Source organism: Bradyrhizobium genosp. SA-3 (assembly GCF_004212635.1).
Taxonomy (GTDB): domain Bacteria; phylum Pseudomonadota; class Alphaproteobacteria; order Rhizobiales; family Xanthobacteraceae; genus Bradyrhizobium.
The window spans coordinates 21809-41174 of sequence record NZ_PSRT01000041.1; the positions used below are offsets into that span (position 1 = coordinate 21809).

Annotated in this window: 23 protein-coding genes; 11 read left to right on the top strand and 12 right to left on the bottom strand. The window is 61.2% G+C overall.

All coding sequences use genetic code 11. The features are described 5' to 3' along the window. Positions 1 to 14 precede the first annotated feature (14 nt). The 6 genes from CWO91_RS16200 to CWO91_RS16225 all read left to right on the top strand — a co-directional run bounded on the left by CWO91_RS16200 (position 15) and on the right by CWO91_RS16225 (position 6220). Positions 15 to 944: a carbohydrate ABC transporter permease gene (locus CWO91_RS16200; RefSeq protein WP_130214328.1), complete on the top strand. Its 930-nt coding sequence runs from the start codon at positions 15 to 17 to the stop codon at positions 942 to 944. A 1-nt stretch (position 945) separates the two neighbouring features. Further along, a complete protein-coding gene (locus tag CWO91_RS16205; RefSeq protein WP_130214329.1) occupies positions 946 to 1791 on the top strand; it encodes a carbohydrate ABC transporter permease in 846 nt (281 codons plus the stop codon). Between the two features lie 451 nt (positions 1792 to 2242). After that, positions 2243 to 3928, top strand: coding sequence for a pyrroloquinoline quinone-dependent dehydrogenase (locus tag CWO91_RS16210; protein WP_130214359.1), 1686 nt, complete (start codon positions 2243 to 2245; stop codon positions 3926 to 3928). A 56-nt stretch (positions 3929 to 3984) separates the two neighbouring features. Continuing rightward, the gene (locus CWO91_RS16215) at positions 3985 to 4320 is read left to right on the top strand and encodes a c-type cytochrome (protein WP_130214330.1); all 336 of its coding nucleotides are present in this window, start codon (positions 3985 to 3987) and stop codon (positions 4318 to 4320) included. Between the two features lie 8 nt (positions 4321 to 4328). After that, complete coding sequence (locus tag CWO91_RS16220) at positions 4329 to 5093, top strand: substrate-binding periplasmic protein (RefSeq protein ID WP_165405496.1); 765 nt, start codon at positions 4329 to 4331, stop codon at positions 5091 to 5093. 380 nt (positions 5094 to 5473) lie between these two features. Next, complete coding sequence (locus tag CWO91_RS16225) at positions 5474 to 6220, top strand: C13 family peptidase (protein WP_245471278.1); 747 nt, start codon at positions 5474 to 5476, stop codon at positions 6218 to 6220. Between the two features lie 585 nt (positions 6221 to 6805). On the opposite strand, the gene CWO91_RS16230 is transcribed toward CWO91_RS16225, so the two are convergent. The 4 genes from CWO91_RS16230 to CWO91_RS16245 all read right to left on the bottom strand — a co-directional run bounded on the left by CWO91_RS16230 (position 6806) and on the right by CWO91_RS16245 (position 12358). Beyond that, a complete protein-coding gene (locus CWO91_RS16230) occupies positions 6806 to 7870 on the bottom strand; it encodes an ABC transporter substrate-binding protein (RefSeq protein WP_130214332.1) in 1065 nt (354 codons plus the stop codon). Positions 7871 to 8145: 275 nt separating this feature from the next. Continuing rightward, complete coding sequence (locus CWO91_RS16235; protein ID WP_130214333.1) at positions 8146 to 10089, bottom strand: adenylate/guanylate cyclase domain-containing protein; 1944 nt, start codon at positions 10087 to 10089, stop codon at positions 8146 to 8148. Positions 10090 to 10277: 188 nt separating this feature from the next. Then, positions 10278 to 11072 carry a dienelactone hydrolase family protein gene (locus CWO91_RS16240; RefSeq protein ID WP_245471279.1) on the bottom strand — a complete coding sequence of 265 codons (795 nt, stop codon included), beginning with the start codon at positions 11070 to 11072 and terminating at the stop codon, positions 10278 to 10280. A 302-nt stretch (positions 11073 to 11374) separates the two neighbouring features. Next, positions 11375 to 12358, bottom strand: coding sequence for an ABC transporter substrate-binding protein (locus CWO91_RS16245; RefSeq protein ID WP_130214334.1), 984 nt, complete (start codon positions 12356 to 12358; stop codon positions 11375 to 11377). A 325-nt stretch (positions 12359 to 12683) separates the two neighbouring features. On the opposite strand from CWO91_RS16245, the gene CWO91_RS16250 reads away from it, so the two are divergent. The 4 genes from CWO91_RS16250 (at position 12684) to CWO91_RS16260 (ending at position 14084) form a co-directional block, all read left to right on the top strand. Next, a complete protein-coding gene (locus CWO91_RS16250) occupies positions 12684 to 12899 on the top strand; it encodes a dodecin family protein (RefSeq protein ID WP_130214335.1) in 216 nt (71 codons plus the stop codon). Between the two features lie 173 nt (positions 12900 to 13072). Then, positions 13073 to 13384: a hypothetical protein gene (locus tag CWO91_RS16255; protein WP_130214362.1), complete on the top strand. Its 312-nt coding sequence runs from the start codon at positions 13073 to 13075 to the stop codon at positions 13382 to 13384. A gap of 160 nt (positions 13385 to 13544) precedes the next feature. Continuing rightward, a complete protein-coding gene (locus tag CWO91_RS42980; protein WP_165405497.1) occupies positions 13545 to 13715 on the top strand; it encodes a hypothetical protein in 171 nt (56 codons plus the stop codon). Between the two features lie 39 nt (positions 13716 to 13754). Next, positions 13755 to 14084, top strand: a complete 330-nt coding sequence (locus tag CWO91_RS16260) for a GcrA family cell cycle regulator (RefSeq protein ID WP_130214336.1) — start codon at positions 13755 to 13757, stop codon at positions 14082 to 14084. A gap of 112 nt (positions 14085 to 14196) precedes the next feature. Here the strand turns inward: CWO91_RS16260 and CWO91_RS16265 are convergent, their stop codons facing one another. The 3 genes from CWO91_RS16265 to CWO91_RS16270 form a co-directional block, all read right to left on the bottom strand. Beyond that, positions 14197 to 14424, bottom strand: coding sequence for a hypothetical protein (locus CWO91_RS16265; RefSeq protein ID WP_091894307.1), 228 nt, complete (start codon positions 14422 to 14424; stop codon positions 14197 to 14199). 180 nt (positions 14425 to 14604) lie between these two features. Further along, on the bottom strand, positions 14605 to 14781 hold the full coding sequence (locus CWO91_RS42985; RefSeq protein ID WP_165405493.1) for a hypothetical protein: 177 nt from the start codon (positions 14779 to 14781) through the stop codon (positions 14605 to 14607). Between the two features lie 33 nt (positions 14782 to 14814). Continuing rightward, positions 14815 to 15090 (bottom strand): hypothetical protein, encoded by a 276-nt coding sequence (locus tag CWO91_RS16270; protein WP_130214337.1) that lies wholly within the window; start codon positions 15088 to 15090, stop codon positions 14815 to 14817. On the opposite strand from CWO91_RS16270, the gene CWO91_RS16275 reads away from it, so the two are divergent. Beyond that, entirely contained in the window at positions 15083 to 15646 is a 564-nt protein-coding gene (locus tag CWO91_RS16275) for a hemerythrin domain-containing protein (RefSeq protein WP_130214338.1), read from the top strand. The two genes, CWO91_RS16270 and CWO91_RS16275, sit on opposite strands and share 8 nt — an antisense overlap. Before the next feature lie 65 nt (positions 15647 to 15711). Here CWO91_RS16275 and CWO91_RS16280 read toward each other — a convergent pair whose 3' ends face one another. Genes CWO91_RS16280 through CWO91_RS16300 form a run of 5 tightly spaced genes read right to left on the bottom strand, consistent with a single transcriptional unit; the run spans position 15712 to position 19282 of the window. Further along, the gene (locus CWO91_RS16280) at positions 15712 to 16479 is read right to left on the bottom strand and encodes a sulfite exporter TauE/SafE family protein (RefSeq protein ID WP_130214339.1); all 768 of its coding nucleotides are present in this window, start codon (positions 16477 to 16479) and stop codon (positions 15712 to 15714) included. Further along, positions 16476 to 17732: a CCA tRNA nucleotidyltransferase gene (locus CWO91_RS16285; RefSeq protein ID WP_130214340.1), complete on the bottom strand. Its 1257-nt coding sequence runs from the start codon at positions 17730 to 17732 to the stop codon at positions 16476 to 16478. The genes CWO91_RS16280 and CWO91_RS16285 overlap by 4 nt, the downstream gene beginning before the upstream one ends. A 10-nt stretch (positions 17733 to 17742) precedes the next feature. Further along, positions 17743 to 18006: a DUF6111 family protein gene (locus tag CWO91_RS16290; protein ID WP_130214341.1), complete on the bottom strand. Its 264-nt coding sequence runs from the start codon at positions 18004 to 18006 to the stop codon at positions 17743 to 17745. Then, the gene (locus CWO91_RS16295) at positions 18003 to 18674 is read right to left on the bottom strand and encodes a CoA pyrophosphatase (RefSeq protein ID WP_130214342.1); all 672 of its coding nucleotides are present in this window, start codon (positions 18672 to 18674) and stop codon (positions 18003 to 18005) included. The genes CWO91_RS16290 and CWO91_RS16295 overlap by 4 nt, the downstream gene beginning before the upstream one ends. Next, on the bottom strand, positions 18671 to 19282 hold the full coding sequence (locus tag CWO91_RS16300; protein WP_130214343.1) for a DUF1285 domain-containing protein: 612 nt from the start codon (positions 19280 to 19282) through the stop codon (positions 18671 to 18673). The genes CWO91_RS16295 and CWO91_RS16300 overlap by 4 nt, the downstream gene beginning before the upstream one ends. Positions 19283 to 19366 lie beyond the last annotated feature (84 nt).

Consider the following 19366-nt stretch of genomic DNA (forward strand, 5'->3'; position numbering starts at 1 on the left):
CCGGGGATTCGCCGATGGCTGTCATCGCAGAGCCTGTTGCCAAGCCGATTTCGCGCTTTCACTTCGTCCTCGACCGTCGCGAGGTACTCGAAACAATCTTGGTCGCGCCGGCGATCCTCTACGTCTTGCTATTGGTCGGCCTGCCGCTCCTGCTCGCGGTCTATTACTCGCTCAGCGCCTATACCATCTACAACCCAACTTGGAAGTTCGTCGGCCTGGCGAATTTCGAGCAGATCCTGCAAAATCCGAATTTCCTCGACACGTTGCGCAACACCTTCATCTTTACATTCGGGTCGCAATTGCTCGGCCTCGTGCTCGGAAAGTTCGGCGCCTTCCTGCTGTTGCAGCCCTTCCCTGGCCGCAAGATCGTGCGAGCGCTAATCATCCTGCCTTTTGCGGTACCGGTCGCGCTCGCCACGATCGCCTGGCAGTGGATGTTCGATTCGCTCTACAGCGTGATCAACTGGACCCTGATTGCGGCTGGCATCCTTACTCGCGAAGAGGCGCCGAACTGGCTCGGCAATCCGTACCTTGCGATGCTGTGCATTGTCATTATCAACGCTTGGCGCTTCTTTCCATTTGCCATCGTGATTTTCCTCGCCGGCATCACTGCGGTTCCGCAGGACGTGATCGACGCCGCGACGGTCGATGGTGCAGGCTTTTGGCGCCGCAACTACCAGATCATCCTGCCGATGATCCTGCCGATCATGGCCATCGGCCTGATCTTCGGCATCGTGTTCACGTTCACTGATCTTTCCATCGTCTTCCTGCTGACCCAGGGCGGCCCCGGTGGCGCAACCTCGGTGCTGGGCTTTGAAGGCTTTCAGACCGGTATTGCTTCCGGCGACGTGGCGCACGGCGCCGCGATCTCGCTGTTCATGCTGCCGGTGCTGCTAGTCGTGGTGATCTTCATGCTTCGCTTTATTCGTCGCCGGGAGATTTGACATGTCGGAGCCTTTTGCTCGCTCGCTCCGCGAAACCGGGTTTTTCCTCGCCGTCGCATTCTTCGTTATCCTGGCCGCGTTTCCGTTCTATTGGATGGTGATCACGGCGTTCAAGCAGAACAGTGACCTTTACAACGTCACCAACATCCCGTTCTGGTTCAACGAGCCGCCGACGCTGGAGCACATCAAGTACCTGTTCGAGGAAACCCTGTTCGCGCGCTGGCTGTTGAACTCGCTGATCGTCGGCGTCTGCGTTACCGCGATCACCTTGGTCACCGCGGTTCCGGCCGGTTACAGCCTGGCCCGCATGACCAGTCGCAAGGGCGAAGCGCTCGGAATCATGATCTTCCTGACCTACCTGGTGCCGCCGACATTGTTGTTCCTGCCGCTGTCCCGGATCATCGCCGAACTCGGACTGCAAAACTCGATGTGGTCGCTGGTGCTGGTCTACCCGACCTTCACGATCCCGTTCTGCTCCTGGCTGCTGATGGGGTTCTTCAAGGCGCTCCCGGTCGAGATCGAGGAAGCCGCAATCGTCGACGGCTGCAGCCTGTTTGGCGCCTTCATCAAGATGGCGATCCCGCTGTCGGTGCCGGCGATCCTGACGGTGGTGATCTTTACGTTCACTCTGACCTTGCAGGAATTCGTCTACGCGCTGACCTTCATCTCGTCGTCCGACCAAAAGCCGATCACGCTGGGCGTCTCGACCGACCTGATCCGGGGCGACGTGTTCTTCTGGGGCGAGATCATGGCGGGCGCTTTGATTGCCGCCATCCCCGTAGCCATCGCCTACAATATCTTCCTCGATCGCTTCATCGCCGGCATCACCGGGGGCGCTGTCAAATAGCCATCGTGCTGCTTCTGGCAAGGGGGTGAACCAGGCTCCTGTGCGCCGCCTTCTTGGACCCGCGCCTCGGCCGCCGTGCCGGACGCCGCGAGAACAGAGAGTCGCATCCACTGTTCGGACATCATCCGACGTTGGCGATGTGTCGGCTCAGACCAGAATGTACGTTCGGACAGTCTGGCTGCCAAATTACATCGCTTGCGCTTGTACAACTTTGAGCGTTGAATTCATCGTGATGCTACGGCGCTGCTGAACGAATACATTCGGCCGCAGCGATCACCGTCTGGTGTCTGCACCCCTCGCCGAGGTCAGGAGACGATCTGCACGGATGACGCAGCTTCTGCAAGAGGGCCGCAGCAGACTGCATGTTGGATGTAGTTCCCGCGATACAAAGGGAGGCAGAACAATGACAGTCAGTACAAGGCACCTTACCTATGTTGCCGCACTGGCCGCTATGCTTGCACCACCAGCTTGGGCGATCGCGCCGTCAGAGATCAATTCCGCTCGCATCGAGGCGGCCGAGCAGAACCCAGGTGATTGGCTGACCTATCACGGCGGCTATAAATCGTATCACTACAGCGGGCTCGATCAAATCAATGCGAGCAATGTAAAGAATCTCGAAGTCGCCTGGATCCATATGCCCGGACGTTCCACGCGGGGTCTGCAGTCGATGCCGCTCGTTGCTGACGGCGTGCTCTACTATTCGGGTTCCTATAGCCGCGTCTATGCGCTCGACGGGGCGACCGGAAAGATGATCTGGTCGCACTTTCCGGCGCTCGACGAGGAACTCGTCGCGATGCAGACGCACTCACCGTACAACCGCGGTGTCGCGCTCGGCGATGGCAAGGTCTTCGTTGGCACCGTCGACGGGCATCTCATCGCGCTCGACATGAAAACCGGCAAGGAGGTGTGGAACACGCAGCTGGTCGACTCCAAGAAGCTCACGGTCGGCTTCACGGGTGCGCCGCTGGTGGTGAAGGACACCGTCATCATCGGCAGCCAGGGCGGCGAATGGACCTCGCGCGGTCCGCTGTTCGGAGTCGATATCAAGACGGGCAAGAAGAAATGGGAATTCTTCACCGTCGCCGGCACCGAGGAAGCCAAGGCCACCTGGGGTAGTGATTCCTGGCGCACCGGCGGGGGTGGCGCATGGATGCCCGGCACCTACGATCCTGAAACCAACACCATCTGGTGGGGAACGGCCAATCCTGCACCGCTTTACGACTGGTCCGGCGCGGACTGGAAGAACAGCGGACCGCGGCCAGGCACCAACCTCTACACAACTTCGGTCATCGCGCTCGATCCCGACACCGGCAAGCTGAAATTCTATCATCAGGAGCTGCCCCATGATGCATGGGATTTCGACTCGGCAGTCGGTGAGTTCGTGATGATCGACCGCGACGGCCGCAAACTCGTCGTGCATCCGAACAAGGGTGGTTTTGTGTTCGTCTACGACCGCGCCGATGGGAAGGTGCAGAACGTGTGGCGGATCGCGAAAAATATCAATTTCGTCAAGGATATCGATCCGAAAACCGGCGAACTGATCGGTCGGCGCGACTTGACTCTCGGGAAAGCGAGCGAGCCGCTGTGTCCGGCGATTGCCGGCGGCGTCAGCTGGAACTCGGGCGCCTACAGCCCGAAGACAGGCCTGTGGTACAAGCTCGCCCAGGAATGGTGCATGGATGTGGACGTGATAAAGACCACGCCAATCACCGAGCCGATGGCGCAGCTCAATATCGGCGCGAATTTCAAGCTCGTTCCGCCGCCGGACGGAGCGGCGCGCGGTCATCTTGATGCACGTGATCCCGTGACTGGTGCGAAGAAATGGGAGGTCAATTTCGACGAGCCTCCGCTGGCGAGCGTGCTTGCGACAGCCGGCAATCTGGTGTTCGTGCCTGACTCGCGTGGTGTGCTACGCGCCTACAATGCGGAGACCGGACAGGAACTGTGGTCGCATTTCAATGGCGTCGGTCACAATGGCGGCATCATCAGCTACAGCGCCGGCGACAAGCAATACATCGCAGTGCCGGCCGGTTGGGGCGGCATGGTGGCGGACGAGTTCCCGGCCCTTTTCGGCGAACCCTTTACGAGCATGCCGAAGGATGCCGGTGCGCTCGTTGTCTTCACGCTGAAGCAATAAGAATGGTGAGGAGAGCCAGGGTGCAGTCGCCCCCTGCCTCTCCGGTCCGGATGCCAATGTTGAAGTCGATTCTTCTCATCGCCGGCATTGCGTTGTCATTGCCCTTCGGCCTCTCCGCGCAGCAGAGCCAGGCTCCCAAGCAGGATCAATCGGCCCGCGAAACCGATATCGAGGGCGGGACGATGTTCGCGACCTCGTGTGGCTTCTGTCACGAGAACGGCGGCCGCGCCGCCGGCAAAGGGCCGAAGCTCGCGGGTACGGCGCGCAGCGACGATTTTATCGTGGAGCGGATCAAGAAGGGTAAACCCGGAGCCATGCCCGCCTTCGGAGGCGCCTTTTCGGAGAGCCAGATCATGGCGATCCTGGCCTACATCCGAAGTCTGGAAGAATGAGGCCGGAGATGCGCCAAGCCGTTTTCGTAAGCCTTTTGATCCTGCTCGGAGCCACCGGTGCCGGCGCGCGCTCGCTGGAGGCGATTCGTACACGCGGGGCGCTCACGCTTTGCGCACACCCCAATGCGTTGCCGTTTGCCAGCAAGCGCGATGTCGCCCCCGGATTCCAGGTCGAGATCGCCCGTGAACTGGCGAAGCAGTTGAAGGTCGCCCTGGAGCAGCACTGGGTAGTCAACAGCTTTCAGTACCGCCGCGCGGACTGCGACGTCATCATGGATGCGATCGCGAACCCCGCGGCGCTGGCGGAGGTGGGATTGCGCATGTCGCGGCCCTATCAGCGCAGCGGGGTCGCGTTGGCCGTCCGGGCCGACTCTGGCGCGGCGTCACTGGCGGATTTGAGGCCTGGTCAGCGCGTCGGGGTGCAGGTCGGCTCGATCGCCTCCATGACACTCAGCAAGCGAGGCGTCCAAACCTCACCGTTTGTCTTCGAAGATGAAATCATGGACGCGCTTGCCAAGAACGAGATCGACGCCGCGGCGGTTACACCCGCCGCAATTGGTTGGTTCAACCAAGTTCATCCCGATGCGCACGTGCGCCACATTCCTGCTTTCGAAGACGATCCCGACTTGAACTGGAATGTCGCTGTTGGGATGCTCAGCCCAGACGAGAAGCTCAGGCAAGGACTCGACGCAGCCCTTGAAGCATTGCTCGCCGATGGCACCCTCGCGCGGATCTACGCGCATTACAATGTCGAATTGCGGTCGCCAAAATGAGCAGGGCTCCCGGCGCAAGAACTGGCGGAGCAGCCGGAATTCATTGGATGATGTTCACCATATCTTGACGTTCAACTTCGTCTCAAACAGCCTCGTGCACAAAGGAGTGCCAGCCTTCGGCATCGCACCCCCCGGGGATTTTGTTGGCCCGATTGCTCTGGATTCGGCAGGTCTCTGGGGCATTCGCGTCGGTTTGGCCGGTGCCGACGACTTCCGCGCTACCCCTATAAACAGACATCGTTACCGCGCGTCGGCATGTCTCAAACGGGCCATAAGCGGATCCGTGCACGTGCCATTCCGAAGGATGGAAATTCACTGGCTTTCCGCTATTTTGTGTTGAGCCGCAGTTCTGTAGCGGCGATCTCGAAACGAGGTTCGCGATGACCTCCAGGTCCTCGATCAGGCGGCTCGGCGCGCCGCTCGTCGCTTTTTTTCTGACCATCTGGCCGTTGGTTCCTCCGGTACATGCGATTGAGGACACTGGAAAGGTTGGCGTGGTGTCCTTTGGTCTGTACGGGGATCAAGGCGTGTTTAGATCCGAGGCGACCGGCGCGGCTCAGGTCGTGGCCGGCCGTTTCGAGACTGGACCGATCAACGTGGAGTACAATTCCAAGAAAGGGGGACGTGCAACGATCGAAGCTCTGGCCAAGTCGTTGCAGACGGCAGCCAACCGCTTGGATGCCGAGAAAGATGTTCTCTTTTTGATTCTCACCTCGCATGGCTCTCCTGATGGCCTTGCAATCAAGGCGGGGCGGCTCACAGAAACGCTCACACCATCTCGTCTCCGCGACATGCTCGCGAAGACAGGTGTGCGACACAAGGTGGTGGTCATCTCGGCTTGTTATTCCGGGATTTTTATCCCGCGCCTGGCGACTCCCGATGTGCTGGTCATCACCGCGGCCGATGACAAGCATCCGTCGTTCGGCTGCCAGGACAAGGCCAAGTGGACCTATTTTGGCGACGCTTTTTTCAACGTCGCGCTCCGGAAAGCCGTCAGCCTGAAGGATGCGTTTCTCGATGCGCGCTCACTCGTCCGGAAGCGAGAATTGCGGGAACATTTCGAGCCGTCGAATCCGCTCATGGCGGGCGGTTCAGACGTGCTGCCATTGCTTGTCGGACGCCCTTGAACAACCGGCCGCGAGCGCAGAGGCTATTGCTCGCGGGCGCATCGCCGTTTCCGGTCACCCCCGATAAGCAGACTGTTTGGCGGCCCCTTAGATTTCGCATTCGGGCCAGAAGCGGACATCTGACGGGGATCGAAGCTTATGGGCCAGCTGTGGCCTTGTTCAACGTGTCATATAAAATACTACAAAAAGCACGGCTATGATGAAAAGTAAGTCGATGCTGGAAACGATTTTGTCAACCGTCGTATAGGCCTTTGGGAGACGTCGTCTGGCCCCTTGCCCAAGCCATAGCGCTGCCGTGGCAAGCCCGACGAAAAGGCACAGGCCGGTTAAGAACGTCCACATGATCCTCTGGCCACGCACCGCGACGGTGCACCAAGGTCCGCGCACATGGTCACACGCGGACTCTATTTGATGAGCGATCCAAGGATTTTATAGCCGAACGGATGCAGGGCAAGCCTGTTCAAGGAAAGTCCGCAATGGGTCACAATCGGCAGTCTGCACCGTTGCGAGCCCCTTCCGGTCTACACCCAACAGCCGACGCTTTGACCGGCATCGAGCTAGGCAGGATCGGGCCGCAAGCGGACATCATTCAATGACCTCGTCGGCGCCGGCGAGGAGTGTCGGGGTCATTTCGAGGCTGAGCGCCTTGGCAGCCTTCAGATTGATGACCAACTGGAATTTGTTGGGCCGATAGATCGGGATGTCGCCGGGCTTGGCCCCGTTCAGGATCTGATGCACGTCGATGGCAAGGCGTTGGGCAAGCTCGCCCAGATCCGGCGCATAGCTCATCAGCCCACCTAAATCCACATAGTCGCGAAAGGGATAGATGATCGGAAGATGGAGTTTCCCGGCGAGTTCGGCAATGGAGGCGCGTTGCGCCAAAAAGGTGCCGCTCGCGTCAACCATGGCAGCGTCGAATTGCTGTGACGTCATCTCGGCAAAGGCGCGACGGAGTTGCGCGTCATTTACCTCCGGGAGGAAATTCCAGGTCAGCACGACGCCCAGGCCCTGCCCCGCTTTCTGAAGCGACAATCCGAGTGAGGTGTCCATAAAGATACGGGACGACGTCAGGTAAGCGACCTTGGCGGCCAAGGGCACCGCCTCCTTCAGGATTTGCAAGCGCTTGGCGACGATTTCGTAGCCTGCATCGATGCTGACACCCGTAAGGTTGCCTCCGGGATGCGCGAGGTTTGCAACCAATCCTGTCGCGATCGGATCTCCCATGATCGCAACAATCGGTATCGTTGTGGTGGCCGCCGCGAACGCTTCGATGAGATCGTTAAGATTTACAACGATCACCTGCGGGTCGCGGCCAACGACGGCGGCAGCAAGAGACGCAAAATGTTCGGAGCGACCCTCTGCGGAATAACGCTCGACGACGATATTGGCTCCTTCTGCATAGCCCAACCCACGCAGCGTTTCATGAAACCGCCTCACCCAGAAGGGGCCAGCAGTCTCTGTCAGCTGACCAGCGGGAATGCCCGAATGAACAAACGCAATGCGGTGCTGCCGCGGGGCCCGCTGCGCCCAACCTGGGAGCGGCCAAGCCGCTGCCGCACCGCTCAGAAGCTTGATGAACTCCCGTCGCTGCATCGCCAATCCCCGACGCTCCCAACCCGAAGCATAGGCAATTTTTTCGTGCAGGTCCAAGCGGCGGATCTCTGAGATGGTCCACAAGCGGTCCTCAGCTGAAGTTGCCGAGGAAATTCGCTGAGGGCCAACAGGCGACGTCGTTACTTGGTCTGATACACGGACAACTGAACGTCCATCTGAGCTTCGCCCGCAGCCGCTGCCAGATCGGCCCGGACCATCAAAGTTTTAGATAAAGCCGAATGGGGAAAGTCCAAAGCGACATCCAAGGTCGGCGCTCCGATCGAACCCTCGGCGACCAGTCGCAGGATGATGGCGCGAACTGACGCACGGAATCATTCCGGCATCCCTGCCTGGCGTAGACCCTGGTAAACCCGCTGGCGCTGGGCGAGAAATGCCGGCCGATCAGAGGGCTCGACGGCCTTGAACCGGCCTAACGTGAAGCCCGGATTCAGACGCTGAAACTCCGCCATTTCGGCCCGCGCGGCGGTTTCCTGTCCAGTAAGCGCAAGGGCGCTGGCGAGAAACAAATGGCCGAAGCTGCTGCGCGGATTGAGGTCGACCGACGTCCTCAGCCATGCGACGGCGGCGTCGTCGCGTCCGAGATGAAGGTTCGCAACCCCCACGAACATTTGCCACATCGCAAGGTTCGGATCTCGCGGGCTGATTTTCATCGCCTTTTGCACGTGCTCGAACGCCTCCTCGGGCTGCCCAAGGATGACTTTCGTCGCTCCAAGCATCCCATAGCTGCTGGCGAAATTTCGATCGAGCGCGATGGCGGTTTCATATTCTCCGACCGCTTGCTCAAGACGGCCGAATTGATATCGCAGGGTGGCCTTTATGTGATGCGCAAAGGCGCTCTTGGGATCGAGAGCCAAAGCTCGGTCAACTGCTTCGCCCGCCTGTCGCAGGTCTTCCTCGCGGGAGGGACTGAACCGAGCGTTGAAAAGAAACGCGCTCCCGAGGCCTACCCACGCCGGCGCACTACTGGCGTCGAGCCGAATCGCCTCCTGGAAAAGGCGGCGTGCTTCCGACACATCTTCGCCCTGGCGGGCTCTATTCATGATGGCGGTGCCACGCATCACCAGGTCCATCGCGTTGGGATTGTTCGGTCGCTGACGCAGGGCTCGCTGGCCTTCGGCATCGACCAGCTCCAGGCTCAGCGTTCGAGCAATTCGCGCTGTGATCTCGTTTTGCATCTGGAAAAGATCGCCGCGCTGGTAGTCGAAACGCTCCGCCCACAGATGCGCGCCGGTGTCGCCGTGGATGAGCTGGGCATTGACCCGCACCTGGTTCTCGGAACGCTGAACGCTGCCTTCGAGCACGTAGCGAACACCAAGATCGCGGCTCACCTGTTTTGCGTCCGCCGGCCGGCCCTTGTAGGTAAACGCCGTGTTGCGCGAGATAACAAAGCTACCCGAGATGCGCGACAGGTCGGTCGTCAGGTCCTCGGTCAAGCCATCGGCGAAATAGTCCTGCTCGGGGTCATGCGACAGGTTCGCGAAGGGCAGAACGACGATGGATAGCCGGGGCGCAGAGGCCTCAGTTGGCGCCGCAGGACCAATCGTTAAAGGCGCGGTCGCGCCGATCCGAACGGGTGGCGGGGCCCTTCCGAATTGCCACCACAAGCCGGCGGAAACGACCAACAGCACGCTGCCCGTCGCGACAAGGCTTGCGAGCAACACGCGACCAGATGAGCGGACGGCCGTCATTGGCACAACTGGCGGTGCCGCGTAATTTTTGAAATTGACCGCGAAGATCCTGACCGGGCGATCGATGTTTTTTACGCTGTGCTCCCCGCCGTCTTCGAATGTGAGGCCGGGTAATCTGTCGCGGACCTGATCATGCACAGCCTGCGATATGCACACCTCGCCCGGTTGAGCCAAGGCTTCCAGCCGTGCCGCCACGTTGACGCCGTCTCCGTAAACGTCGCCTTCGTCAATAATTACGTCGCCAAGATTGATTCCGACGCGAAACACTATGCGCTCGTTCGGCGGCAGATCGCGGTTGCGCGCAACCATGGCCTGCTGCACCTCGACCGCACACTGTACCGCCTCGACGACGCTTGGAAACTCAACCAACATCCCATCGCCGGTCGTCTTCACGATGCGGCCTAGGTGCTGGGCGATCTTCGGATTGATAAGCTCGCGGCGATGCGCCTTGAGACGCGCGAGAGTCCCCTCCTCATCCGCCCCCATCAACCGGCTGTAGCCGGCGATATCAGCGGCGAGGATTGCCGCAAGTCTGCGTTCGGTGCGGTTGCGCACGCCCGGGCCCATGGGAGCCTCCGCGCGCCCATTCTAGGACGTTCTTGTCCAGGCTGCAGCAAGCTTAACCGCACCATCTTGGTGCCTGATGCCTGCCCTGATCCGGCTTGGCCCGCCGCAAAGTGCGGGAGCGAAACTGCAGCCCGACCCATTCCGAGGCCAAAGCGGCAGAAAGGGCCACCCCGCGGTGGCCCTTTTGATTATTTTCGAAGGTTTGCGGCAAAGAACTTGGCGGCTTCCGCCTTCGCTTCCTGATCAGCTTTGGCGTCGTATCTGAGCGGCAGATTGTACTTCTTGCCGAGTTCGGTCGCTTCGGGGTTCGTGAACGCGTGCACAGCACCGGGATACTCGATGACCTGATAATCGGCCTTCGCTGCGTCGAAATCCTTCTTGAGCGCATCGTACTGCTCGCGCTTCACGAACGGGTCGTCCGCGCCGTTCAGAATGAGGATTTTAGCTTTGACGGTTCCCGGCGCCGGTGCAGGAGTGTTGAGACCAAGTGATGCGTGAAAGCCCGCAACGGCGGCGAGATCAGCGCCGGCGCGTGCCATGTTCAGCACCACCGCGCCGCCGAAGCAGTAGCCGACTGCGCCGATCCGCTGGGGATTGACCGAGCTCTGCCTGGCGAGTTGCTGCCGCGCTGCGTTGAAGCGCGCCTCCATCGCCTTCGGATCCTTCATCACTGCCCCCGAGAGCGCGCCGGCGTCCTTCGGGTTGTCGGCGGTCTTGCCGTCGCCGTACATATCCGCAATGAACGCCGTGTAGCCCTGCTCCGCGAATTTCCGTGCCTCGTTATGGATATGCTTGGTGATGCCCCACCATTCGGGCACCATGACGATGCCGGGCCGCTTGGCCTGGGTCGCGTCGTCGTAGACAACGAGGCCCTTCATCGTGGTCTCGCCATCGGTGTAGGTGACCGGCTCTTCCCTGATCGCTGCGTGTGCGCTCGCGACCATTGCGATGGCGCAAAGTGCTCCCACTATGTTCGTTCGCATGCTGACCTCCCGCGGGTTTGGCACAAGACTACATTGGCATACCAGCGACTCCTGCGCTAGGCTTTGAAACCCGTGCAGGTGCTCTCGGTGGCTGCGCCGAAATTATCCGGCGTTCGGGCGTCCAGCTTGAGGCGGAGCGTGCCGACATTGCGTGAATGATGATACTGATGTCGCCCTTGGGTCAAAATGCGAAGAAATCATCGTGAGCACGGTCCGCCACGACCAACTAAGCGGACGTTAATGGGAGGGTCTGCCACTTCGGTGTCGGGCCAGTACCGGACTCATGCACTACAGCAATCATCTCATTCGATGACCTCGTCGGCGCCGGCGAGCAAGGTTGGCGGAACAGTGATGCCGAGCGACTTTGCGGTGGTGAGATTGATGATGAGTTCGAATGTCTTTGGCAGCTCGACTGGTAGATCGCTTGGATGCATACCCTTTAGAACTCTGTCGACATAATAGGCCGCGCGGCCATAGTTCTCACAAAAGTTCAACCCATAGGACATCAAGCCGCCGGCTTCGACATATTCTCTGACCTGGAAGATCGTCGCCAATTGGTTTTGTACCGCAAACTCTGCGATCTGCTTCCGATAGGCAAAAGTGAGCGCCTCCTGTAATGTGATGAGTGCGTGGCAATGGAAATGCGAGCCCGCAGACAACAGCCGCTCCAGATCGTCAGTTGACCGGACTTCAATCGGTTCGATAAAGACCCCGGAGGCCTGTCCACCGGTTTTGAGCTCTTGCAGTTCCAACATCTTGCCAGCGTTGCCGGGATTATGCAGGACACATACGCGCGTGAGGTTCGGCGCGACCGTCTTCAACAATTCGATCAGTTTGGCGCTTGTTGATGGCAGGAAATTCGATACTCCGGTGATATTTCCGCCGGGACGCGCCAAGCTCTCGACGATACCGCTGGCCACAGGGTCACTTACCGCCGCAAAAACGATCGGAATACGGGTCGTTGCCCGTTTGGCGGCCTGGGCTCCAGGTGTAGATGTTGCGACGATCAGGTCCGGATTCAATCGGACAAGTTCGGCGGCGAACTGGGAATATCGATCAACGATGCCTTCGGTCCACCGAAGCTCCAGCTTGAAATCTTGTCCCTCAGTCCAGCCAAATTTGCGCAAACCGGACAGAAAACAAGCAAGCAGAGTCTGGCCGACAGGCGACGACGTACCGCCAAGAAATCCTACTCTCGCCGGTACTGAGCGCTGCGCCCGCGCAACGAATGGCGACACTGACACGCATCCGGCGCCAACCAGTCCGATGAACTCGCGACGTCCCATGTCGGCCTCCCGACTGCGCCGGCAACATCAGAGCAGGCTGAAGATACCATAAGTCGCTACTAGAGATTAAGGCTCTCAAGCCCCTTACGAATAATTGGTCGCAGCGAGCGACTGTCCGCTTCGGGTCAAACAGGAAAGTGACAGCCAATCGGACCCTTTTCCGGTTACCCGCTATGAGCGGACATGATGGCGCTAGGTCCGGCAGGTTAGCTCAGGCCAAAAGCCGCCTCCGCCAAATGCAGTTTGTCCGGGCGGTATTCCCGAGACGTATCAGCATCGATTTCCTGGTGTTAGATTTCCTGCTCCTACCGAACAGGAGGACGACATGCCTGACAGCGTCTACAAGGTCATTGAACTGGTCGGTACCAGCACCGACTCCTGGGAGAGGGCGGCCGCCAATGCGGTCGAGCAAGCTGCAAAATCTCTCAGAGATCTTCGCATTGCAGAGGTCGTCAAGCTCGATATGCAGCTGGATGACAAGGGAAAGGTCGAGGCCTATCGCGCCAAGCTCAACGTATCGTTCAAGTTCGAAGGCTCCTGAGCCTCAGCACCTCGCCCCGTTTGCGGCGCTTGCGGGGCGAGGATGCGTCATTGGAAACGGCGCGTTGCGCGGTCCGCCCAACCGGGCGCTGTAACCCAGCTCGGAAGTAGGCTCTGGTCCGATCGGGAGCGATATGCTTTGATGGGTGGGGGCGTATGGCGCGTGGTGGCCCCATGTACATGGTCATTCGCAAGTACACCAAGGTTCGTTCGGTCGCGGACGCCGCCCGCCGCGCCAAGAGCGGCGTCGGCGAGATCCTCAGGCAATCGCACGGCTTCAGATCTTACCATGTGCTGGATGCGGGCGACGGCGTCGGGATCGCCGTGATGATATTTGACGACCGCGAAAGCGCCAATGCAGCGAACGCCAAGATACTGGCGTTTGTTCAAGCCAGTCTGCATGACCTCGATCTTGGAGTTCCCGAAATCGCTGCCGGCGAGGTTTTGGTGAACATCGAGCCTGATGGGTCCTCGGGCATCAAGTAGCCGCAAACCTCAGCAGTTGCGTGGCGGGTACCGCCCCTCTCCATACTCATGTCGTCGACCTGATGTCCCCGTCGCGTTTGCGGCGATCACGCCCTGGGCATCTGCGTGTCGTCGGCCGGGAATATGCGACTGCACGCGCTTTTCGAGGAGCAGCAACGACATGAAGCTACACACCTCCGAAGCATTTTCCATCACAGCGATCGGCTGGATACCGCTCGTGCTTATGGGCACCGCGATGCCGCCACGAGATCCCGATGAAGACGAGGAGGAGGAAGACGACGAAGAGGACGATGACGAACCGGCGGTCGTGCGCGAGCCGGACGAAGACTAGACTAGCGCGTGTTCGGCGGTCGGCGCTATAATATCTGCCATGGGCTGGGATGCGAAAGACATAGCGCTCCTCACTAGGCTGTGGTCCGCAGGACAGAGCGCGGCGCAGATCGCGCGCCGTCTCGGATGCAGTCGTAACGCGGTCTGCGGCATGCTGACCCGTCAGGGCCTGAAGCGCGGCCACAAGCCGCCCACGGCAAGGCCCAAGATAAGGCCGCCCCCGAAGCTGAGGCCGACATCGTCGGCAGCCTGCGCCCGTCCGGTCGCAAAGAAGGTGTCGCGGAACACAGCGGAGAGGCAGCAGCCCAAGGAATTCAGCAAGCAGCAGCTTTACGCCATGCTGGCTGAGGCGGTCAGAAACACCGGCTAAGAGCTCACCGCGAACGTCGTTGCGCTTCCGTCACGGGCTGGCCCAGCTCGACGGGTTCGGCCGTCGCGTGCCCTTCCCAAGCCTTCGTCTGCTTTCAACGTCTGCTTTCAACTCAGATGGCAGCTCCGGCCAGCAAGAAAGCGCCGCCGAGCGCGACCATCACGAGCCCAGGCCAGTTCGATTTGATGCCGAAGCCGCTACCTGGCCTTTCAGGCTCCAGCGTGTCACGCCCGGAGCGAAGCCACTTCCCACCGCTGAATCGGCCTCGCCAGATGGGCTGAAACGCCATTTGGAGTACGCCGACGAAAACAAGGAGCACACCAAGCCATATGAGAGTCATGCTCACCTCCTCTACCTGCGAACGCCGATAGGTTGCTGCGCCGAGAACCGTGGTCCATTCAGCGCCTGCCCGCTGCTCTCGGAATCAGACCGACCCTGGAAGCCGCCGGACGCACCAGCGCGCCGCACGCAGGCTGGGAATAGCACTCACCGAAGCTCAGGCGACGTCTAAGCGTCCTGCTTAGTCCTCGTCCGGCTCGCGCACGACCGGCGGTTCGTCGGTTTGGTTCTCTTCATCGTCTTGCTCTTCCTCCTCCTCTTCGTCGTCATCAGGATCTCGGGGCGGCATCGTGTCGGGCATGATCGCGAAGACATGCCGGTCGATCTCAGCCGGAACCAGCTCGGGGAGTAGGGTCATGTTGTTGCTCCTCGGATGTGACCCTGGGGCACTCTACCCCTTTTCGGCGGGGGAGGCACGAAATTGGCGGCCAGCGCGGACGGTTGCGGAAGTGAAGGAGGAGGACGTGCTTTGCCTCTCGATGGCATGGAAGGCGATCTGTTCCGCGAGACCAGCGCGAGGTGCTGCGCTGGTCGGGTGCAGCCAGATGCCGGGCTGGCTGTTCAGCCCGGCGACCCGGTCCCCCGGGTTTGATCCAGCGCAAGATTCTGAATCGCTTTCAGGATAGCTTTGATCATTCAATGGTTCGTTGGAGGCCACAATGATCATTGAGCGCCTATCCCAAGAACACCGCAATATTGAGACGCTGCTCGCCGTGCTTGAGCACGAGCTTGAGATTTTCGATCGCGGCGACCACCCCGACTATGAGGTCATTCGCGCAATCATCAGCTACTTCGAACTCTATCCCGAGATTTACCATCATCCCCTGGAAGAGTTGGTCCTTGCCAAACTAGAGCTTCGGGATCCGGCTGCGGCGGCAAGCGTCGGTAACCTGAGACTTGAGCACCAAAAGGGGACCGATCGTTTGCGCCGCGTTGCTCGGGCGATCGACGGTGTCCTGTCGGATCGGGAAATCCTCCGGCAAAACGTGGACAATATCGTTCGCGATTTCATAGAGAGCGAGCGGCGTCACATCATGATTGAAGACCGCGATTTCTTTCCTGCCGCTCTCAAGGCTCTAAAGCCCGCAGATTGGAGCGAAATCGCTTCGACCTCAATCGATCATGAGGATCCGCTGTTTAGCGAGGCTGCCGAAGAGACCTTCGGCGCGCTCCGAGAGCGCATCTTGCAGATGGAGCGCGAGTCTGAAGTCGGACGACGTTAGAAGCGCTCCGCCGGTGCACAATCGAAGATAAGACACCGCAGCGCCGTCAAAGCCTCGAGCGTGTATCAGATCAGCTGCCTCGCCGCCGCCGAGATCATCACCAGCCCGCCGGTGATCACCGCGACATCCAAGATCGCGGTGTGGATGTGCGCCGGCATCCGCTCGACGAAGGCTTTTGCGAGGAACGCACCGGGGATCGCAATCGCGCCGATCAGCAGCGCGAAGGCGAGCACCTGCGCGGTCACGGCGCCGGCAAGGCCGAACACCGAGATCTTGATCAGGCCGGTGCCGAGCGAGATCATCGCATCGGTTGCGATCACCGCCGCGCCTTCGAGCCCGGCGGCCATCAGCAGCGACAGCAGGATCACGCCGGAGCCCGAGGTGCCGCCGACCAGCACGCCGTAACCGATGGAGCCGGCGGCAAGGCCGGTGTCGCCGATCCTGACTTCGCGGCGGCGCAGCACGCGGCGCAGCGGCACGCTCAGGATCAGCATGGAACCGATCACGAGCGCCGCACCCGCATTGGTCAGCCGCGTATAGCCATAGGCGCCGAGCGCCGTCGTCAGCGCCGCGCAGAGAAGCACGATCAGCGCGCGGCGGCGGTCGGCATGGCGCAGATAGGCGATGGCGCGGCTGCAATTGGTGAAGATGGCGGAGATCGCGATGATCGGCACCACGGGCTCGGCGCCGACCAGCGGCACCAGCACCAGCGGCATCAAGGCGCCGGTGCCATAGCCGGCGAGACCACCGATGATCGAAGCCAACAACGCCATCAACGCGACCAGCAGGAGCTGAAGAATCGAGATGTCGGCGAAGCCTGAAACGATGGTCACGTTCTCTCGTCGCGGCTGACGCGGGCCGCAGCTTGATCGGCGATGGAAGCGAGCGCGGCTTGCTCTAGTGGAAAATCCGCCGCGAGCCAAGCGTCCTCGGCGAGCGTCAACACGTGTCCGAGCGAAGGTCCTTCCGCCATGCCGCGCGCGATGAAATCGGCGGCCTTCAGCGGAAATTTCGGCGCAGTCCAGCGCTGCGGCAGCTCGGCGAGCGCGCGCCATCGCGACGATCCGACGTCGCCGCCGGCCCGCGCCCAGGCCAGCAACACGCGATCGTGATAGCGCTCCGCGCCGAGCCGGTAGAGCAGCCGGCGTGCATCGGCCTCGTCCTTGGTGGCCAAGCGCCACCAGCGGTGCCCCATCGAATCCAGCGCCTTGGTCTCGGTATTGGAGAGCCGCAGGCGCGTGGCGAGGCGCTTGGCATCCTCGGTCACGGCGACCGTCAGCGCGGCTAGGCGCCGCGTGCTGCTTGCGGTGAGGCCGAGTTCGCGCTCGATCGCGATCATCGTCGACAGTGGGCCGGTATAGACGACGCCCCCGGTCAGCGCCTGCAGCAATCCGCCCTCGGCCATGGCCAGCACGGCCGCGGACGCGCCGCCGGCCACCAGCAGTTTCAGCATCTCCATGCGCACCCGCTCGGCCGAGAGGTTAGCCAGGCCCGCGCGTCCCCGGATGCAGGCGAGATAGCCGTCGCGGTCTGGCTCGCCGGCGCCGAAGGCGGCGTGGATGCGGAAGAAGCGCAGGATGCGCAAATAATCCTCGGCGATGCGCTGGCCGGGATCGCCGATGAAGCGCACGCGACGCGCTCTGGCGTCCGCGATCCCGCCGACATAGTCGTGCACGACGCCATCAGCATCGACCGACAGGCCGTTCATGGTGAAGTCGCGCCGCTCGGCGTCCTTCACCCAGTCGCGGCCGAATGCGACCTTGGCCTTGCGGCCGAAGGTTTCGGTGTCCTCGCGCAGCGTCGTCACTTCATAGGGATGCCCGTCGATGACGAGCGTGACGGTGCCATGGTCGATGCCGGTCGGCACGCTCTTGATGCCGGCGGCCTTGGCGCGCCGCATCACTTCGTCCGGCAACGCGGTGGTTGCGATGTCGATGTCACCGGGCTTAAGACCGAGCAGCGCATTGCGTACCGCGCCGCCGACCACCCGCGCCTCCTCGCCGTCAGTGCTGAGCAGTTCCAGGACACGCGCAGTCCCGCCTGCGGTCAGCCAGGGCGCATCGGCAAGTAAAGGCTCCGCGCTCATCGGTCGGCCCCTATTTTTCCACGCCCGGCACGAGCTTGCCGTTCTCGATATGGGCGGGAACGTAGGTCGAATCCGGCGCTGCGCCGGAGAAATGCGCGAGGCCGATCAACCCCGCGATCACCAGCACGATCGCCGCCAGCGCAAGGCGCGCGACGATCGCAACCGGCCAGGAGGATCGCGCGAACAGGCCGGTCCGGGTGGCGGCCAGGAACAGCGCATAGACGGCAAAGGGGATGAGGAAGATTCCGATCTCGGTCAGAACCGTCCGGATCATGATGAATAGATCCGCTCATAAAGCACACGCAGCATACCCGCCGTCGCACCCCAGATGTAGCGTTCCGCGAACGGCATCGCGTAATAGAACCGCTCCATGCCGCGGAATTCCTTGCTGTGCACCTGGTGGTTCACCGGGTTCATCAGGAAGGATAGCGGCACTTCGAACGCGTCATCAACCTCGGAATGGTTGATGGTGAGCGCAAAGCCCGGCCTGACCCTCGCGACGGTCGGCAGGATGCGGAAGCCGAAGGCGGTGCCGTAGAGATCGAGATAGCCGATCGGCTCGATGAAGTCCCGCGACAGCCCGACCTCCTCCTCGGCCTCGCGCAGCGCCGCATCGAGCGGGGAGGCGTCCATCGCGTCGATCTTGCCACCGGGAAAGGCGATCTGGCCGGCATGGTCGTTGAGATGCGCCGAGCGCTGCGTCAGCAGGATGGTCGGCTCGGGATGGTCGACCACCGCGATCAGGACCGCCGCCGGCCGCACCGGCTGCTCGCGCGCGATGATCTCCAGCATCTTGTCGGTGCCTGGATCGCCGGAGGCGGGAATGATGTTCGGATCATAAAGGCCGGGTGGGACGTCGAAGCCGAGCCTGGCCCTGGAGCGGGCGAAGAAATCCGCCGCGCTGAGCGCGACCGGATCGTGCTTCAGGATAGTTTTGTTCAAAGCGCGGCCCTCACCTGCTCCGCGTCGGCCATGGCGAAGAATTCGCCGGCCGACTCGACGCCGAACATCGGCTGGCCATCGACCATCCGCTCCTCGCCCATGTCAACCAGATCGTAATAGAGCGCGCGGGTGACCTTGGCCCAGAGATCGGCGCGGACATGAAGATAGGGCGTCAGCCCGCCGTCCTTCGCCTGCTCGAAGCGCAGCCGGCGCGCAGCATCGCAGGTCACCCAATCGTCGACATTGGTGCGGAAGCTCAGCACGCGGTGGCCGCCCTCGCCGTGCTTCAGCATCTCGACCGCCATGAACGGCGCGTCGTCGACGCGAATGCCGACCTTCTCCACCGGCGTGACCAGGAAATGCTTGTCGCCCTCGCGCTTGAGGATGGTGGAGAACAGGCGGACCAGCGCGTGACGCCCGATTGGCGTCCCCATGTAGAACCAAGTACCATCAGAGGCGATTCGGATATCGAGATCCCCGCAAAACGGCGGATTCCACAGATGCACCGGAGGCAGGCCCTTTTTGGCGCCTTCGGCATTGGCAGCGCTTTTGGCGGCGGCAGTCAGCCCCTCGAGACCGCGATCGGCACTCTGCCCTTGGTTCGCCATGGTTTGCCCTGACTTTGTCATTTGGCACGATTGGTGCAGGTCTACGTTGTACCTCGGTGAGCGGTTCCACTCCGGATGAGTCCG

Coding starts and splice junctions, on each gene's coding strand:
- CWO91_RS16200 (WP_130214328.1), top strand. CDS start 15: ATGGCTGTCATCGCAGAGCCTGTTGCCAAGCCGATTTCGCGCTTTCAC.
- CWO91_RS16205 (WP_130214329.1), top strand. CDS start 946: ATGTCGGAGCCTTTTGCTCGCTCGCTCCGCGAAACCGGGTTTTTCCTC.
- CWO91_RS16210 (WP_130214359.1), top strand. CDS start 2,243: ATGCTTGCACCACCAGCTTGGGCGATCGCGCCGTCAGAGATCAATTCC.
- CWO91_RS16215 (WP_130214330.1), top strand. CDS start 3,985: ATGTTGAAGTCGATTCTTCTCATCGCCGGCATTGCGTTGTCATTGCCC.
- CWO91_RS16220 (WP_165405496.1), top strand. CDS start 4,329: ATGCGCCAAGCCGTTTTCGTAAGCCTTTTGATCCTGCTCGGAGCCACC.
- CWO91_RS16225 (WP_245471278.1), top strand. CDS start 5,474: ATGACCTCCAGGTCCTCGATCAGGCGGCTCGGCGCGCCGCTCGTCGCT.
- CWO91_RS16235 (WP_130214333.1), bottom strand. CDS start 10,089: ATGGGCCCGGGCGTGCGCAACCGCACCGAACGCAGACTTGCGGCAATC.
- CWO91_RS16240 (WP_245471279.1), bottom strand. CDS start 11,072: ATGCGAACGAACATAGTGGGAGCACTTTGCGCCATCGCAATGGTCGCG.
- CWO91_RS16245 (WP_130214334.1), bottom strand. CDS start 12,358: ATGGGACGTCGCGAGTTCATCGGACTGGTTGGCGCCGGATGCGTGTCA.
- CWO91_RS16250 (WP_130214335.1), top strand. CDS start 12,684: ATGCCTGACAGCGTCTACAAGGTCATTGAACTGGTCGGTACCAGCACC.
- CWO91_RS16255 (WP_130214362.1), top strand. CDS start 13,073: ATGTACATGGTCATTCGCAAGTACACCAAGGTTCGTTCGGTCGCGGAC.
- CWO91_RS42980 (WP_165405497.1), top strand. CDS start 13,545: ATGAAGCTACACACCTCCGAAGCATTTTCCATCACAGCGATCGGCTGG.
- CWO91_RS16260 (WP_130214336.1), top strand. CDS start 13,755: ATGGGCTGGGATGCGAAAGACATAGCGCTCCTCACTAGGCTGTGGTCC.
- CWO91_RS16265 (WP_091894307.1), bottom strand. CDS start 14,424: ATGACTCTCATATGGCTTGGTGTGCTCCTTGTTTTCGTCGGCGTACTC.
- CWO91_RS42985 (WP_165405493.1), bottom strand. CDS start 14,781: ATGACCCTACTCCCCGAGCTGGTTCCGGCTGAGATCGACCGGCATGTC.
- CWO91_RS16275 (WP_130214338.1), top strand. CDS start 15,083: ATGATCATTGAGCGCCTATCCCAAGAACACCGCAATATTGAGACGCTG.
- CWO91_RS16270 (WP_130214337.1), bottom strand. CDS start 15,090: ATGATCATTGTGGCCTCCAACGAACCATTGAATGATCAAAGCTATCCT.
- CWO91_RS16285 (WP_130214340.1), bottom strand. CDS start 17,732: ATGAGCGCGGAGCCTTTACTTGCCGATGCGCCCTGGCTGACCGCAGGC.
- CWO91_RS16290 (WP_130214341.1), bottom strand. CDS start 18,006: ATGATCCGGACGGTTCTGACCGAGATCGGAATCTTCCTCATCCCCTTT.
- CWO91_RS16300 (WP_130214343.1), bottom strand. CDS start 19,282: ATGGCGAACCAAGGGCAGAGTGCCGATCGCGGTCTCGAGGGGCTGACT.